General features: G+C 40.7%; 14 protein-coding genes. 6 read left to right on the forward strand and 8 right to left on the reverse strand.

The genetic code is table 11. From position 1 onward, the window contains the following. Window positions 1-355: 355 nt before the first annotated feature. Window positions 356-1,303, reverse strand: coding sequence for a bile acid:sodium symporter family protein (locus tag MHH33_RS14225; protein ID WP_342542095.1), 948 nt, complete (start codon window positions 1,301-1,303; stop codon window positions 356-358). A gap of 162 nt (window positions 1,304-1,465) precedes the next feature. On the opposite strand from MHH33_RS14225, the gene MHH33_RS14230 reads away from it, so the two are divergent. Together MHH33_RS14230 and MHH33_RS14235 are read left to right on the forward strand one after the other, a co-directional pair. Continuing rightward, on the forward strand, window positions 1,466-1,651 hold the full coding sequence (locus MHH33_RS14230; protein WP_016428176.1) for an H-type small acid-soluble spore protein: 186 nt from the start codon (window positions 1,466-1,468) through the stop codon (window positions 1,649-1,651). Between the two features lie 573 nt (window positions 1,652-2,224). Further along, window positions 2,225-3,460 (forward strand): polysaccharide deacetylase family protein, encoded by a 1,236-nt coding sequence (locus MHH33_RS14235; protein WP_342542096.1) that lies wholly within the window; start codon window positions 2,225-2,227, stop codon window positions 3,458-3,460. Between the two features lie 67 nt (window positions 3,461-3,527). Here the strand turns inward: MHH33_RS14235 and MHH33_RS14240 are convergent, their stop codons facing one another. From MHH33_RS14240 to MHH33_RS14255, 4 genes are all read right to left on the reverse strand, one after another. After that, window positions 3,528-4,058 (reverse strand): divergent PAP2 family protein, encoded by a 531-nt coding sequence (locus MHH33_RS14240; RefSeq protein ID WP_016428178.1) that lies wholly within the window; start codon window positions 4,056-4,058, stop codon window positions 3,528-3,530. 139 nt (window positions 4,059-4,197) lie between these two features. Beyond that, window positions 4,198-5,790, reverse strand: coding sequence for an S-layer homology domain-containing protein (locus tag MHH33_RS14245; RefSeq protein WP_342542097.1), 1,593 nt, complete (start codon window positions 5,788-5,790; stop codon window positions 4,198-4,200). Between the two features lie 192 nt (window positions 5,791-5,982). Beyond that, on the reverse strand, window positions 5,983-7,053 hold the full coding sequence (locus MHH33_RS14250; RefSeq protein ID WP_342542098.1) for an S-layer homology domain-containing protein: 1,071 nt from the start codon (window positions 7,051-7,053) through the stop codon (window positions 5,983-5,985). A gap of 330 nt (window positions 7,054-7,383) precedes the next feature. Continuing rightward, window positions 7,384-7,863: a metal-dependent hydrolase gene (locus MHH33_RS14255; RefSeq protein WP_016428180.1), complete on the reverse strand. Its 480-nt coding sequence runs from the start codon at window positions 7,861-7,863 to the stop codon at window positions 7,384-7,386. A 179-nt stretch (window positions 7,864-8,042) separates the two neighbouring features. On the opposite strand from MHH33_RS14255, the gene MHH33_RS14260 reads away from it, so the two are divergent. Continuing rightward, a complete protein-coding gene (locus tag MHH33_RS14260) occupies window positions 8,043-8,264 on the forward strand; it encodes a hypothetical protein (RefSeq protein WP_342542099.1) in 222 nt (73 codons plus the stop codon). Between the two features lie 137 nt (window positions 8,265-8,401). Here the strand turns inward: MHH33_RS14260 and MHH33_RS14265 are convergent, their stop codons facing one another. Further along, window positions 8,402-9,046: a hypothetical protein gene (locus MHH33_RS14265; protein WP_342542100.1), complete on the reverse strand. Its 645-nt coding sequence runs from the start codon at window positions 9,044-9,046 to the stop codon at window positions 8,402-8,404. A gap of 47 nt (window positions 9,047-9,093) precedes the next feature. Continuing rightward, window positions 9,094-10,656 (reverse strand): fatty acid--CoA ligase, encoded by a 1,563-nt coding sequence (locus tag MHH33_RS14270; protein WP_342543780.1) that lies wholly within the window; start codon window positions 10,654-10,656, stop codon window positions 9,094-9,096. Window positions 10,657-10,930: 274 nt separating this feature from the next. Between MHH33_RS14270 and MHH33_RS14275 the strand changes: the two genes are divergently transcribed. Together MHH33_RS14275 and MHH33_RS14280 are read left to right on the forward strand one after the other, a co-directional pair. After that, window positions 10,931-11,431, forward strand: coding sequence for a hypothetical protein (locus MHH33_RS14275; protein WP_342542101.1), 501 nt, complete (start codon window positions 10,931-10,933; stop codon window positions 11,429-11,431). A 324-nt stretch (window positions 11,432-11,755) separates the two neighbouring features. After that, entirely contained in the window at window positions 11,756-11,881 is a 126-nt protein-coding gene (locus tag MHH33_RS14280; protein ID WP_016428185.1) for a hypothetical protein, read from the forward strand. Between the two features lie 693 nt (window positions 11,882-12,574). Here MHH33_RS14280 and MHH33_RS14285 read toward each other — a convergent pair. Further along, window positions 12,575-14,236, reverse strand: a complete 1,662-nt coding sequence (locus MHH33_RS14285) for a S8 family serine peptidase (protein WP_342542103.1) — start codon at window positions 14,234-14,236, stop codon at window positions 12,575-12,577. A gap of 344 nt (window positions 14,237-14,580) precedes the next feature. Between MHH33_RS14285 and MHH33_RS14290 the strand changes: the two genes are divergently transcribed. Continuing rightward, the gene (locus MHH33_RS14290) at window positions 14,581-15,939 is read left to right on the forward strand and encodes a trypsin-like peptidase domain-containing protein (protein WP_342542104.1); all 1,359 of its coding nucleotides are present in this window, start codon (window positions 14,581-14,583) and stop codon (window positions 15,937-15,939) included. Window positions 15,940-15,967 lie beyond the last annotated feature (28 nt).

The following is a 15,967-nucleotide window of genomic DNA, read 5'->3' on the forward strand; positions in this document are numbered from 1 at the left end:
AAATGGCCGTTCGAAACTGCCATCCTTTTTAAGCTAAAACTACCTAACACTCAACCATATGCTTAGTTGCCGCTTCCCGTGAATCATCACTTTCCCTCGTTGTTCGATGGTGTAAACACTGTTATGATTTCATGTATTTTTTACATCTTTTAACATCTTAAATTGCATATTTAACCTATTGATGCTTCGCATCCATTTTTCAATTCAAAGGGGGTATTTTGTCACTTTTCCAACTAAACCTACATTTTTTCCAACTAAACTTTTAATAACTCCAACTAAACCTGAGATTTTTCCAACTAATGCCCATTTCTTACACAGAAGCCCCAGCGCCATTTGTAAAAACTTGTCTCTTCTATTACGTAACAATTCTCTTAAAGTAACGATCCGTCACTAAACCAAACACCGAAGCCAATGTCTGTTGAAAAAGCATCCCCATGATAACTGGCACAGCAACTGCTGCCGGGAAGTATGAAATCGCGAGCACCGCACCCGCACTGATATTTCGCATGCCGCCATTGAACATTAGCGCAATCACAGTCTCTTTATCCTGCTTAAACAATTTTCCAGCGAAAAAGGAAATCAAATATCCGCTACACGCTATGAAAAATACAACGACCGCTATGGCAATCAGCTTCCCGCTTACGTCAAGCAAATACGGCGCAACTACCGCTCCATTCAACATCACAACAAAACCCATCCCAATTTTCGAAAAAGGTGAAAGGCTATCACTTAATCTCTTCACCTTATCACCGGTCGTCAGTTGATTCAGCATCATCCCCACAATCGAAGGAATCACAATCATCAAAATCAATCCTTGGGTCATACTGATAACATCCATTTCGATGTTTCCACCCACCAACAACGACATCGTAAGTGGCACAATCAACGGTGACAGCAATGTATCAATCAAAATAACTGATAGCGACAGCGCTATATTGCCTTTATAAATAGCGACCCACACAACACTCGAAATACCAGTTGGTATGGCCATCGACAACACCAAACCAGTTATGGTAAACATATCACCACTAAACACCACGTGACCTATCCCAAGCGCCAATAGTGGCATAAATACATGCAACACGAAGATTGTTAGCACCAAAGGCAAAGGAGAAAGCATTGCTTGTTTCATCGATGCAAAATTCGAATTCAAACTGCCGGCAAACGTCATGAACGCAAATATCCATGGAATCAGTCCCGAAAAATCGTGAAGCGTCGCAGAAAAAATAACCCCAATTACCAAACTGATTGGGATGAACAACGACATTATTTTTTCCAACTTTTTATTTATTCTATTTAACATGCAACCAAATCCCCTAAAAAATACGAAGTCTTTACACATTATAATCCCATTTGGTCTTTCGTGACCCTAAGAAAATATTTTTTTAAAACGTCACATGATAATGCTGATTCAAACTCAAACTAATTCAAACTGAATAGGCAACTTGATTAAGGAGGAATTCACATGGAACTGAACCGCATCAAACAAATCGTCAACTCTCCAAATGATATCGAAGTCACGTACAACGGAGTTTCCGTCTGGATCGACCAAGTTCACGAAAACGGCAAACTCGCAACAGTCCATCTTCGTCGCTCACTCGAAGAGCGTTCTGAAGTCGACATCTCCGAACTAAACGAAGTGGTACACTAATACGCCGATGTCTATTTTTCCAACTAACACGGAGTTTTTTCCAACTAAGCTTTACCCCCCTGCTGTAAACGAAAGAATTATCTCCATATTTCCATAAAACAGGCGGCTGAAGATGCAATTTCAGCCGCCTCCTCACTTTCTCCATAAAAAGAACCCAACAACTTAAAGTTGCTGGATTCTATCATCACTTTCTTTATCCTTCAGCCCCCTCCCCCTCAAACAAAACATCAAAGAGCATAATGGAATCCATAAAAAAAGGCAGTCGAATATGAAATTACGACCGCTTTACTGTTAATCTTACAATCGATTACTGCCATAAACATCGAGTCTAAACCACAAAAAAACGACCGAAATAAAAATTTCGACCGTTCATTTCATTTATTTAACTTTCGAGAGTGAATCCAATTTTCTTTATTGATTTCACGTAAATTAAGCACGCTATATCCCCAATTCATCTCTCCTAATCTATTATTTTTTTATTAAATTTGTAATATTGATGACTTTTTTTCCATAAATTATATCTTATTATCATTATTACTATTATACTAAAAATAAAAACACATAATTAGGAGTTTGGACATCATTAAATTAAATATTAGGCACTTCACTATGGTTTTTCTATTAATTATTACACTATTTTGTAATCCTTTTGAATCAAAAGCACAAGAATCACTTTCACAGGGTATCAAACCGTTATTCAATATCGGTGGATATGTACATATGGGCAATGAAAAAATGGGTTTTGCGACGTTTATGAAAGGACAAACATACTACATAGAGTCAGAGGATGAAAAATTTTATCACGTTTCATTTGGTAATGGATTTGTTAATGTAGATAAAAATCATGCTGAAAAAGTAGAGTTCCCAAATAAACAAGTTTTAGAATCAGGTACATCTTCTGTCATCGCAAAGAATAGACTTGTGGTTTTTTCACAACCTAAAAGCTCACCTTCACTGGGATATGTGAATTCTAATGTTCGCATACCTATCATTAAAGAGGACAAAGAGTTTTATGAAATTAATTTCGGTGGTTCAAAAGGATATATCAAAAAGTTGCAAACACGCACAGATAATGGCATTCCTGTGTTGATGTATCATCACATGATGCATAACAAAGCTCAATCTAATCAAGCTTTTAATAATATGACGATTGAATACAAGCAATTTGAGGATCAAATGCGCTACTTGAAAGAGAATAAGTGGAAAACAATATCCATGCAGCAACTAGATGATTGGCTGACTTATCAAACGAACCTTCCTGAAAAAGTCGTTGCCATTACGTTTGATGATGGAATAACCTCAACTGTGGACTTAGCGTATCCTCTGTTAAAAGATTTGGACTTTCATGCTACGTCATTCGTTATTACAGGAAAAATTCGGCAATCTTCAGATTACTGGATTGCGAGTGATTTGCAATATGTAGGGCTAAAAGAAATTAGAGAAACTTCCGATGTATATGACTACCAACATCATTCCAATGACATGCACCTATACAAACCTGGTGCTAGATCGGGCATGTACACAACGGAATCTTATGACGCAATCTTAAAAGATATTCAAAAGGGCACTGCCCAATTGGGAAAAGCATTTTCAAATGACCTTCTCAGAACAAAATATCTTGCCTATCCATTTGGTCATTACAATCAAACGACCATACAAGCTACTCAAGATGCCGGCATACGATTGGCGTTTACGACCATGACGGGAAATGTAAAATTAAGTGACTCTCCATACGAATTGAAAAGACAAGGCATTGCTCCCTATCATTCGATGGAAGACTTCATTCGTAAACTAGAAGGCACCTATTAAAATTTTATGATAAACACAAAAAAGGCGGCCGGTAATTCGGCTGCCTTTGCAATTTATATTATTCAAATCAATCCCAGGAAACGCGGTCTGATCCTTCCAAGCGATGTCCATATTTACGTTTTTTCCGTCGCTCATCATTCTCAAGCTTCGCTGCAATAAGTCCATAAGCGATTCCAAATAATGCGCCACCCAGTACTTCAATTGGTTGATGGCCAAGTAGTTCTTTAAGCTCACCTTCACGCTCCGTGTACTGGAAACTTGGATAATCACCAGAAAATGCGACCAATTCATCTTCTAAATCATTTACCAGTTGTGCAATCTCACCCGTATGACGACGAATTCCTTGCGCATCATACATAACGATAAAGCCAAAAACGACGGCAAGAGCCGTTTCAGTGTGACGAGTCCCTTTATTCGCTGCAACGTAAGAAGCAAGTGCCGCTACACCAGCTGAATGTGAACTCGGCATGCCACCCGTCTGAAACAATGGTCGCCAATCCCATACACCTGTATTTTTCTTATGTGTAAAAACCTTTAACCCTTGCGCAACGCCAATGGCAGATAGTGCCGTAATGATTCCACGATTCATCTTTTTCATTCTCATCACCCTCAGCTCTTTTATTGTTGAAAATGCTTTTAAATATTTTCTTCTTCCTTTTATTACCCCACTTGCTCATTTTTATTCTAATATTTTTTGGAAAGAAAAAATCCAGCAAAAAGATTTGCTGGATTTCCACTTATTCTTTCTCAGGATTAACCGTTTCAACTGCAAAGTAGATTTTTTCAAATCCTAAGTACGTTTTCTGTGAATCGCCGATTTTCACTTTTGTTAAAATCAAGAGCGAATCACTTTTCGCATCAAAGAACATATAATCAATTTCACCGTATGAAGTCAATTGATAAATCGATTCAAACGTATCGTAATCATAAACAGTAATTAGGTTCTTGCCGTTCGATGTATACAGCTCGCCGTATGTCAAATCATAGGCTGCAGCTGTAAATGGACGATCCAATTTGCCAACATACGTCATATCAGCAGCTGTATTGACACTAGCACGGAAAATCCCACCAAGACCATTGAATAAATAACGGCCATCTGGAGAAACTTCCAAATGTTTACTCAGATCATAGTCTCCATGATAAGGAGAATCTTTTTCAGGTTGAAGCTTGCCATCAACAATCGTATATGCCGCGAAATCTCTCGGTGAAGAATCGGTATCAATTGCATAAATTTTGTCTTGTTTTGGAGTCATATCGATATAAGAACGTTGGCGAATCATTTGGGAAGACAAAATTGCACCAGTTTCTCCATTGTAGCTTTCTATGCGTGTCCATTGACTAGATCCACTTGAAATATAAACGACGCCTTGATTATCTGCTTCAATGTCATATGGATCCAAACCGATATGGATTAGTTTCAGGCTTTCCAAAGTGTCCGCACTATACACACCAAATGCGCCTTGCTGTTGATCTTCATCCATATTTGAACTATGTGGGACCTTCACTTGTGTCACATAAACCTTACCGTTTGCATATGCAAGCTTTTCAGCTGGGTATGGTAATTCTACTGTAATACTTTCATACGTGTCCGTGTTGATCGCGTTCAATGTATTATCATTTCCATCGATTATATACACGATTGGTTCAGTCGGATGCTTGATAGCGTCTGTTGCAAGCATATCCCATGCATCTTCCAAATACGCATCCGCCACTGATGGTGAATACGGTTTGAACGCAGGATTCAAAATACGTGCCATAAATGCTGCAAACTGTGCACGATCAATCGTTACACCCGGCTTAAATGTACCGTCAGGATAACCAACTGTTACATTGTTTGCCGCTAAGGACGAAATAAACGGGTATGCCCAGTATCGAGTCGGAACATCCTTGAAACCTTTTGGATAAATACTGCCAAGCTCATATGCATTCACTAGAACCTTCGCCATTTCCGCTCGAGTCAATTTCCCTTGCGGATCAAAACGATTGCCCTCTTTCCCAGAAATAATGCCTAGTTCAACAGCAGCTGCCACTTCGGCATATCCGCGGTCAGCTGGCTTGATATCCACAAAACCAGGATCTTTAGGTGTTTCATTTGGCATACCCAAGTCGCGCATGATCATCATGACCGCTTGGACGCGTAGAATCGGTGCAGACGGACGATACGTCCCATCTGGGAAACCATTAATTATACCGGCTTCTGTTAAATACTCAATTTCCGTTTTAAAACTCGAAACATCACTAAAACTAGCAGCAGAAACACTATGGGTAGATGACAACATCATCAAACCTACCATCAATAAAGCCAGTCCGGCTCTCAAACTCTTTAGCACTTTCAACTTCCTCTCAAATTACAAATTCAATTTATTATAATGTTCTAGTAAATAATTTTCTTATGGCATTGGAACTATTTTTTCACAATAGCTTCAAAGTTTTGACAAGCAATTTTATTATCTATTTGAGCTTCATACCATTATTGAGGATAAATAAAAAAGGACTCCATTTGGAATCCTTTTTCTTAACTATTATCTAGATAATAAAGAGATGACCCACGTGAATGAACCGTCCATTTCCTGTGCAACTCCTACGCCCATTTCTTTGCGACTTGCGTCATACAAATAAGGTTCATTGATTGCCTGAGACAATATTTGTTGTAATGCAGATTCCACTGAGCCATTTGCATAACGCTCACTATAATCTCCGTTTAGTTTCTCTCCATATTTATCTTCATAAAATTTATATATGTCCATGACTCTCTCATCAGATGGATATTTAGCCATCGCTCTAATTTTCAAACCAGCCATATCCTGTAAACGCTCATTTAAAACGATTGGTTCATACCCCTTTTTTATACGGGCATTGTTAATCAACTCAATCATTTCAGTTTCCATTGCATTCAATTGTTGTTCTGTCAGCCATGTCGTTTTCACCCGCTGCAGAGTGTCCGGGTCGTAATGAACATATTCCATATACATTGGGTTAAATTCTTTTTTTACTGTTCGTCCAAGGAATCCTGCAAACTCTTGTCGGGTAATTTTTGCATAGGGCTTAAAGTACAAATTTTCATAGCCAAATGATATTCCGCCATTGAATAACGCATCGATTTCCTTCTTCCCAGTTGTAGTTGAAGAAACATCTTTAAAAGGAATGTCCCTACGATCTAGCGGAATATCATACGCACGTGCCAATATGATGGCCATTTCCGCACGAGTCAAGGAACCACTCGGATCAAAATAGCGTGTACCATCCTTGGCCACTTTCCCTTGAATCACACCATGTTCAACAGCTTCAGCTACTTCTGTATAAAAACCGTCACCTTTTTTAAAATCTGTAAAGCCTGGATCCTTAGCACCATCCCATCGTATTCCAAGTTCACGGACAATCATCACTACGGCTTCGCCTCTAGAGACAGTTGCATTGACTCCAAACGTACCATTAGTATATCCTTTTGCCACATTGCGCATCGCCAAATACGTTATTTCTTTCTCAAAACGTGGTCCGACGTCCGAAAACTTTCCGGCTGCCCCTGCAGACAGTGGCAAGACAAGCGACAAAGACAATGCCGATAAAGCGATTTTCCATTTCCACTTCTTCAACGTTAAAACCTCCATTATTCGTTTATGTTGGAAGAGAAATCACCAAGAATGTAATTAAAATCCCCTAATGCCTAAACCTTCCATTTGAAGTATATAGGAAATTTCACTATAAATGGCAGTGTCCTTCCAAAACCATCCCTTATACCTACACATTTCTTTGATTCCCCCATTTAATTGGGATTGCACGCTTCGCTTTCTAATCTTTACTGTTGGCGTAATGTTTCACTTAATTATCCTACTTCTAAGTTGACAGAACGGGTCTCCAGTTTGCACAATACCTTATCATCAAAATGAGAGAAACGACATGGTCGCTTCTCTCATCCTCACTTCTTATAAATAAACCCTAAACGCTTCATACCCGAAATACACCGAAAGAACCGACAGTGCAGCGAGCACGAGTGATTCCACTGTGCCACCTGTTTTAGTCGTCAATGGGAATCGTACACGTATTTTGAATGGAAATAGCAACTTAATGCCATTACGTGTCATCATGTCCAGCACATAATGACTGACCATCCCGACCAAAATTCCTTCTATCACTGCTTCATTTGTTACAAATGATTTCATTAGAATCGAAATGATGAATAAAAATAACAAGCTGTGAGTGAAAGAACGATGTCCGAAAATCACATTAATCATTTTCGAAATGAACGGGAATGTTCGTCCAATTTTACTGCCGCCATGACAAATATCCGGAATCAACGCTCCGATAACCCCCGCCCCTACCAATAGTACGGGATCAGATGTTGTAAATTGTGCGTATGCAAGACTTGCTGTCAAACCGCCTATGATGTGTGTCTTTCCTGTCATGCTTTTGCTCCTTTTTCATTGGTTTCTATACGGAACCAAACGATTTCATCCAATCGATGCCCTGTCCAAACTTTTCCATCAATAACTCTACAACAAGTCAATTATTCGAAACAAGCGGCTGAAGATGCATTTTCAAGTTCTATGGCGAAAAAGTTAAATTTTACGGTAAGGTTATTCAAGTGATGGAAGGCGATGGTGAAACCCAAGTTCGAATTGCCGTCAATGACGATTACGATAAGATTATTTATGCAAGTTACGTTTCATATATAGTAGATTCTCGTATTTTAGAAGACGACTTGATTACTTTGATGGGTACATCAGATGGTTTGTTAACTTACGAATCGACAATGGGTGGAGAAATCACCATACCGAGTATTATCATCGATAAAATCGAACAGTAACAACTGCTTCTCGGATTACCCACCACACGTAACAAATTACATGTGGTGGTGGGTTTTGTTATGACTTAAAGACAAAAATCCAGTAGCCTGAAAAGCTACTGGATTTTCATTTCTATCATGTGTTTGAAAAGGACCTTTTAGCTCTCAACTCGATAAACCAGTGTACGAATAAATTGATCCATATCCGATAAATATTCATATTTTTTCCCGTTCAATTCAAGTTCATAAATACCCGATTCCCTAATTGTAAAGGTGTTATCCCCTAAAAATTCACCCGCACGGTCTGTCGGGATCTCGTCATCGACATAACTGATGAACATGCTCATTGTATGAAAAATGGCGGCACTATCCGGACCGGTATCATGACAGATAAGCCTCATTTCAATGATTTCTTCGGTTTCGTTATTTACCGTGTAGACCAAGCTGATTTTCACCGCAGTGTTGAACTCATGCGAAAACGTCGTAACTTCATCATTGGATTTCATTTCATCTTTTACTATCCGAGACGCATCAAACCTGAACTCAGGATACCTCTCTATGAACTCAGATGCTGTCGCATTCCATTTTGCAACCTCGTTTTCCGCGTTCGGCAAGGTTTCCAACTGCTCGACTTTTTCAGGCTGTTCAACTACAGGCAGTTCATCGTCTTCCTTAGGTACGTTCCCCTGTACTTTTACAGTCTCTTCTTTCTTAGCCACTCGATCCAACGCAAAAAAACCAACAAACAACATCCCCATACTCATCATCATACCTACAATTATCGTCACTGCTTTACTTTTCACAGGATTCCCCTAACTGTAAAACCTTCATTCTCACGCCAAACTAAACATTACAAAATACTGCCGCTTTCCACTCGCTGTTCCCGCAACAAGAACTTTTGAATTTTCCCACTAGCATTTCGCGGCAATTCATTAACAAACTGATAATGCCTCGGACGTTTATAACCAGCCAGTTTGTCGTTTCCTTTACAGAATTTTTCAAGCTCTTCCGCCGTAAGTTCAGGATTCTGCGTCACGATAAACGCCAGCACCGACTCCCCCCACTTCTCATCAGGAATCCCAAGCACCGCTACATCCTGCACCGATTCGTGTTCATGCAGCACATCTTCCACTTCACGCGGATAAATATTTTCGCCACCACTGATGATCATGTCATCCACACGGTCTGCCACATACAAATAGCCGTCTTCATCCATGTACCCCAAATCACTTGAATGGTACCAACCTTTATACAGCGCCTTTTCAGTCGCGTCCTCGCGATTGAAATAACCGGCCATCATGCAAGGACCTTTTACGATGATTTCGCCCACTTGGCCCGGTTTCAAAATAGCATCTGGCTCGGAAGGCCCAATCTCATTCGGCTGGACAATGCGGATTTCATGATTGTATGCAGGTTTCCCAGCTGAACCCACTTTAGTTAGCTGCTCGTCTTCCTCTAGAAACGTAATCGCCGGCCCCATTTCCGTCTGGCCATATGCCTGAATCAAATCGATACCCAGAACTTCTTTTACTTTCTTAACAAGAATGGGAGCCATTGGCGCAGCACCATACAACCCTCGTTGCAACGTCCCGACTTTCGACGCTGCCCCTTCAAGGTCCGCCATCATGCTCCACATCGTTGGAACCGCGAACATCACCGACACTTTTTCTTGCTCGATCGTATCAAGCGCAACTTGCGGATGGAATTGATGCATAATAACGCTCTTCGCACCTGCCTGAATCCTCGGAATCACACAGCAATGCAGTTCAGCACAATGAAACATCGGTGCCGTTACAAGCCCAACATCATTTTTCGTATACTTCAACACCGCCGTGCAAATAAGACTTTGCTCCGCCATATCACGGTGACGGTGAATCACGCCTTTCGGACGCCCCGTCGTTCCACTCGTATACATGATGGCATACGTATCCGACTCGTCTACTTCCACTGCTGGAGCAGTCGACTGCGCACTGCCAACCTCCGAGTGATAGCTGATTGCGAAATCTGGTGTATTCTCATTAATAAACCAAAACTGAATCTCTGGAAACTGTGGCTGAATCACTGCCACCTGATCCTTCAGAATATCTTCAAACATCACAACTTTTGGTTTTGCATCATTTAAAATATATGCCACTTCCTCCGACTTCAACCGGAAATTTATTGGATTAAAAATAGCCCCAATTTTGGCACACGCAAATAAAGTCGTCGCAAGCTCACTCGTGTTGAACAAAAACGTCGACACCCGATCTCCTCTTCCAACCCCAGCCGAACTCAGCGCATTCGCCAAACGGTGTACTTCGTCCCGCCACTCCCCATACGTCCAACGCTGCCCCCGCTTCAAATCCACAAGCGCCTCTCGATTCGGAAAATTACTCACCGTCTGATCGAAAATACTCCCTAAAGTCGCATACATCATCCCAACCCCCATCAGTCTGAATCTTCATTCATTTCATTTTGTCAGAAAAGAATGAAGATTTCAATAACTTTTCAGTTTACTAAAGAAGCGTCACACCATTTCACAAAAGAAGGCGGCTGAAGATGCAATTTCAGCCGCCCCCTTGCCTTAGATATATGCTCCACTTCTCCCATTTTTCCAACTAAGTTAACTCTAGACACAAAAAATGGCTTTTGTACCTATCCTCTTCTATTAAATTTTCAGTAAAATGGAAATCTAGGGGGAAATAACCATGAATAACTGGAAACTCGCCACCATCATACTTGCTATCCTGCTCGGCATATCACTTATGTGGAGCGTTCAACAGCGCGCCAACTTTGAAAAAACACAACTCAAAGCATATGTACTCGAGTACGCCCAGCTTGAATACGCTCTAAAGGATACGATTGAAAGTTACGAACAAGGCGGAAGTCAAAAAGAGCTGGGAGAACGGCTACACTGGTTGTCTGGATTTGTCGTTAACATTAATCCAGCAGGACAAACCGTAGCTTATCATAGCTTTGACTTCGATTATGACACTAACGTTGTTCTCAGCGAAGTCCACCGCAAAGCAAGAGGCAACCAAGCCACAGAAGAAGATATAGATCGCCTTAAAACATTGCATCAACTAATCAATAGATTCCAAAAATCCGCACTCGACAACGTCGAACACAAAACCGTCGCCGATTACGAAGCCGACTTTATTGAATTTATGAAGTACTACGAAACCCAAAAAGAATACCTGTTTAAATAGAAAAGCAGCCGAAGATGTATTTTAAAAGCCTTCGGGTTACGAAAGAATAGACAACTTCATACCTAGAAAGGAAGCTGCCGAAAATACAATTTCGGCAGCTTTCTGCATTTCATATAGCCTAAACGGCTTCACTTTCGATTAATTGACACCGGCTGCTAATTAATCCGCATCGACTGCAATTTAATCGGCATCAAACCTGTGTTAATCCTTTCCATCCAGTTTCTCCGACCAAATATGATGTAACAACTAACATTCAAATATATTTCCCCACCCTATCAAATACTGGCATGTCCCTGCATATACTCCACAAAGGAGGCGGTACATATGTCGTATTATTTAGCGCTTACAATTGGGTTTATATTGTGTTTGGCCATGCTCGGGGGTGCGTTTTTTTATTTCCTTTCCCATGGATTAAAAACTCGTGATGCAACGAAAATCGATCCGAAATAAGAGAATTAAAGTTTCATAAAACAAGCACCCGTCGATAAAGATGAGGTGCTTGTTGCTTTGTTTATTTCGGTTGAATATAAACCTCGTCTGTGTGTCTCCCCACTCCAAGCAAGCAGTGTGACATATGCTGAAGGGTAGATTACGAGGAATGAGGTAGAAGTTTTGACAAATAATCCTTTTTATCGGAATGGAGATGAATTTGATTCATCACGCTTTCCACAAGGGTTCCAACAAGAGCTCTCAAATGATTATGTTGAGCCACCCCCATTTGGATCCCCACCCGGTGCTACCCTCCCACCAATGGTACCACCCCCTGACTTCTCTCCACCGATCCCCGCATGGCAGGTCGGACCCAGCAGAATCAGGAATTGTTTATACCGCAACACCTATATTTGGCTAAGAAACAGCAGAAGCTTTTGGTTTTCCCCTACCTTCGTAGGAAGACAAATAATCGTTGCTATCGCTGGAGAAGAAGGCGGGGATGGACATATCACATTTTGAATACGCACAAGATTCGTTCCTATCAATGCTTCTAAACGTAAAAGAACGTGGCCAACCATTTGAAATAGTTATCATTCATATAATTGGTTGATTCTCATAAGGTGAAAAATGAAAACAAGGTACGGAGTGAACATTCACTCCGTACCTTGTTTTTTGCATCAAAAATTTCGTTGTATTAGAGAGAATTCACTATTAATTTGACAACCGATACATAAACACTGCCAATTGACCACGGGTTATCGAATTAGAAACGCCATATTTCGTAGGAGAGATACCATCTGTAATATAGTTTGCAACCAAAGCGCCGACTGCATCGCTGTATTTCGGAGATACATCAGAAAAAGGGTATTTACTTCCGTCAGAAGAAAGCTTGTACGCACGTTGAAGGATAATGGCCACTTCTCCACGAGTCAATGTATCGTAAGCTCCGAATCTCGTGGTCGTTTTACCACCAACGATTCCTGCTTCTTTAAGTGCATTGACTGCCCCAATCGCGCGGTCTGGTACGTCCGTAAATCCAGATGCTTTTGCAGTTTCCTTATTCAAGCCAAGTTCTTTGGCCAACCAGATGGCTGCATCCGCGCGTTTGATATTTTTCGATACGCCAAATTCAGTCGTAGATATGCCACGTGTAATTTGATTTTGGACCAAATACGTAACTGCTGGTGAATAGAAAGATGTGACATCCTGGAACTCCGGAGCCGCTTGTGGATTTGCTTTTTGGAAATCAACCGGATCCAGGAAAGAAGCTGCCTGGATAAAACCGTAACCAAAATACGGATCTCTCCCTGCCGCGCCTAGATCCTTAGTATGTTCAATCAGAACGAGTCGAAGCTGCTCATTTGTCAATTCAGGATATGCTTGCTTTAACAACGCAAGTTGACCTGTCACATATGGCGTCGCCATTGACGTTCCGCTCATATAAGCATATTGATTGTCTAAATAGGTACTCAATATTTCCACACCTGGAGCTGCCACTTCGACTTCTGGACCAGTGGAGGAAAAGGGTGCCCGTTCAAAAAAACTGTTAACAGCACCGACACCGATTACCGAAGCATAACGCGCTGGAAAATCGACCGTGTCACCCAGACCATTCGGGGCTCCATCATTTCCAGCGGCCGCCACAATCAATAACCCACTGTCATAGGCCTTGTTAACGACATTAAGGAATGAACGAGTACTTGTTTGTGTTCCTGAACTCAAATTGATGATGTCCATGCCGTTTGCAATCGACCAATCGATTCCCTCGATTAAATCCGATAAGTAAGCCTCGCCGTTACGGTCAAATGCCTTTACTGCATAAATTTCCGTCTCATAGGCGACTCCTCTCACCCCAAAACTATTATTGCGTGCACCTATGATTCCAGCCACATGCGTTCCATGTCCTTGATCATCTTTGTAGGAAGAGGTGTAACCAACCGTCGAAATACCTCCAGCAATGTCAAGGTCACTATGCGGAGAAATTCCTGAATCTATGACTGCGACTTTGATTCCTTTACCTGTAAATCCAGAATCCCAAGCTGTTGGAACTCTAGTAGACGCAATCCCCCAATCTTCCCATTGGTTATTGAGCTTGAGGATGATATCTTCCTCGACAAGGTGCACAAAAGGGTCTTTTCTTAGATTTTCAGCTTCTACTGAAGTCAAATCGACCGACGCCATATCCACCTCTGTATAGGCTTCTGTCATTTCACCGCCAGCTTCCAACACCGTCTCTTTCATTTCCTGCTCATTAAGTTCTTCATCAAATACAACGAGCATTCGTTTCTCTTCGTACTCTTCGGCAGAAACAGTGGCATTTCCATAAGAGCATAATAGCCAAGTCACAGATAAACCCATAACGAAACTTTTCAATGTGACTTCCCCTTTCAAGTAAACTTGGCATTGTAAAAACAAGTTCAAGAAAAACATTCTATATGTATGAATAGCGCTATTATTCTCGACATCTCTTATCATTTTAATTACCTATAACGAAACCGACAACAAAATCTTTTTAGTAACTTCCCACTACTATTTTTATTATCGGTTAAAAGCTTTCACTATGAACAAAAAAACGAACGTTTATTAAAGCTCGGACCCCATTCGCTACTCTATTTGTTTATATAATTTCCAATATTTATATTTTCATAGTGCTTTTATTACGCACATATGGTATTAATTGTATTGTTGAAATATTGCAACGAGAGGAATTGTTATCATTGAAAAAGTTAATTATTTTGTTGTTATCTGCTTTTTTATTTTTCACAGTCTCAAGTACGCCCGTTTCTGCAGCGTCGAAAAACATGTGGGGCAAGATTGAGATTCAAACTGGGATGGTCGGTAAAATCCAGATTTTGAAGGATACTGATTTATATTCGGTTAGTAATGGTAAGTTGAAATTTGTGAAGAAGTTGAAAAAAGGAAATGAGCATGGGATTTTTGGAGAGTCAAAAAGCTTTGGTGGTGTCTATAAGCTGACTGGGAGTAATGTTGTTAAGAAGTCTTCTTCCATTAAGTATATACCAGTTCCAAAAGCAACCAAAAAAGTCTATACAACAAAAGAAATTGTAAGCTTAAACGATGCCAAGATTGTGCTTATTGATACTGATCAAGGACAAGGCAGTGGAATCGTCGTTGGAAATGGCTTGATTTTAACAAACCACCATGTCATGGATGGTGTGACGAATGCGACTGTCACTTTCACTAACGGTCAAAAGTTGGATGTAAAAGGCATTGTGGAATCCGATGCCAAAAAAGATATTGCCTTAATCAAAACAACGAAAACGTTCAAAACAGCAACTGTTGCAATTCGTCCTTCCAGCAAAGGGCTCGCTAAAGGTGAAAAAGTAGTTGCAATCGGAAGCCCCATCGGCTTGCAAAATACAGTTTCGGAAGGCATTATTAGTTCGTTCCGTACAATTAATGGCGTTTCATTGATTCAAACTAATGCAGATATTGACCACGGCAGTTCTGGTGGTGGATTATTTGATACGAGTGGGCAACTAATCGGGATGACAAGCAGTGGTTTTGATAGTTTGAGTGCTAACCTGAATTTCGCGATTTCCACAGAAGTGTTTATGCCTTTAGTGAAGAAATATAGCAGTAAAACCCATGCGAGCATTAACGCTTCGTTCCCAATACAAGTACAAACTCCCACCCTTGATAAGATTTCACTTGGGATGACGATGGAACAAGTCAAGAGCCTCTCAGGTGGTGTTTTCTACAGTCAAGAAAATGAGTATTTGACCTACACGGATGTAACGGTTTACGGATTAATGGCGGACGTGGATTACGAATTCGAAAACAACAAACTCGTCTCCATATCGGTTTATCACTATGTGGCAGATAATGCGCCTGACTTAGAAACAATTGAGAACTATTTCGACTACATGTACGATCAGCTTCGTTTAACATACGGGGAAGCTGATGAACTTGAATCGGATTGGGTAGAGGTGGATGATGGTTATCGTTTAGCTGCTTACTGGGCAAACAATAAACATGACGCTTTTCTATTGGTTCAAGTATTCTTGAATGACGAAACGTTTGGTGGCGTTCAGTTCACCATTTTAGAACAATAATGAAAAGCAGCCCCAGAAATCGATATAG

It is taken from the genome of Paenisporosarcina sp. FSL H8-0542, assembly GCF_038632915.1.
Classification (GTDB): Bacteria; Bacillota; Bacilli; order Bacillales_A; family Planococcaceae; genus Paenisporosarcina.

Excerpts from the sequence above, each read along its gene's own strand:
- MHH33_RS14230 (WP_016428176.1), top strand. The coding sequence starts at position 1,466 with ATGGAACTGAACCGCATCAAACAAATCGTCAACTCTCCAAATGATATC.
- MHH33_RS14275 (WP_342542101.1), top strand. The coding sequence starts at position 10,931 with ATGAATAACTGGAAACTCGCCACCATCATACTTGCTATCCTGCTCGGC.
- MHH33_RS14280 (WP_016428185.1), top strand. The coding sequence starts at position 11,756 with ATGTCGTATTATTTAGCGCTTACAATTGGGTTTATATTGTGTTTGGCC.
- MHH33_RS14225 (WP_342542095.1), bottom strand. The coding sequence starts at position 1,303 with ATGTTAAATAGAATAAATAAAAAGTTGGAAAAAATAATGTCGTTGTTC.
- MHH33_RS14255 (WP_016428180.1), bottom strand. The coding sequence starts at position 7,863 with ATGACAGGAAAGACACACATCATAGGCGGTTTGACAGCAAGTCTTGCA.
- MHH33_RS14270 (WP_342543780.1), bottom strand. The coding sequence starts at position 10,656 with ATGTATGCGACTTTAGGGAGTATTTTCGATCAGACGGTGAGTAATTTT.
- MHH33_RS14240 (WP_016428178.1), bottom strand. The coding sequence starts at position 4,058 with ATGAAAAAGATGAATCGTGGAATCATTACGGCACTATCTGCCATTGGC.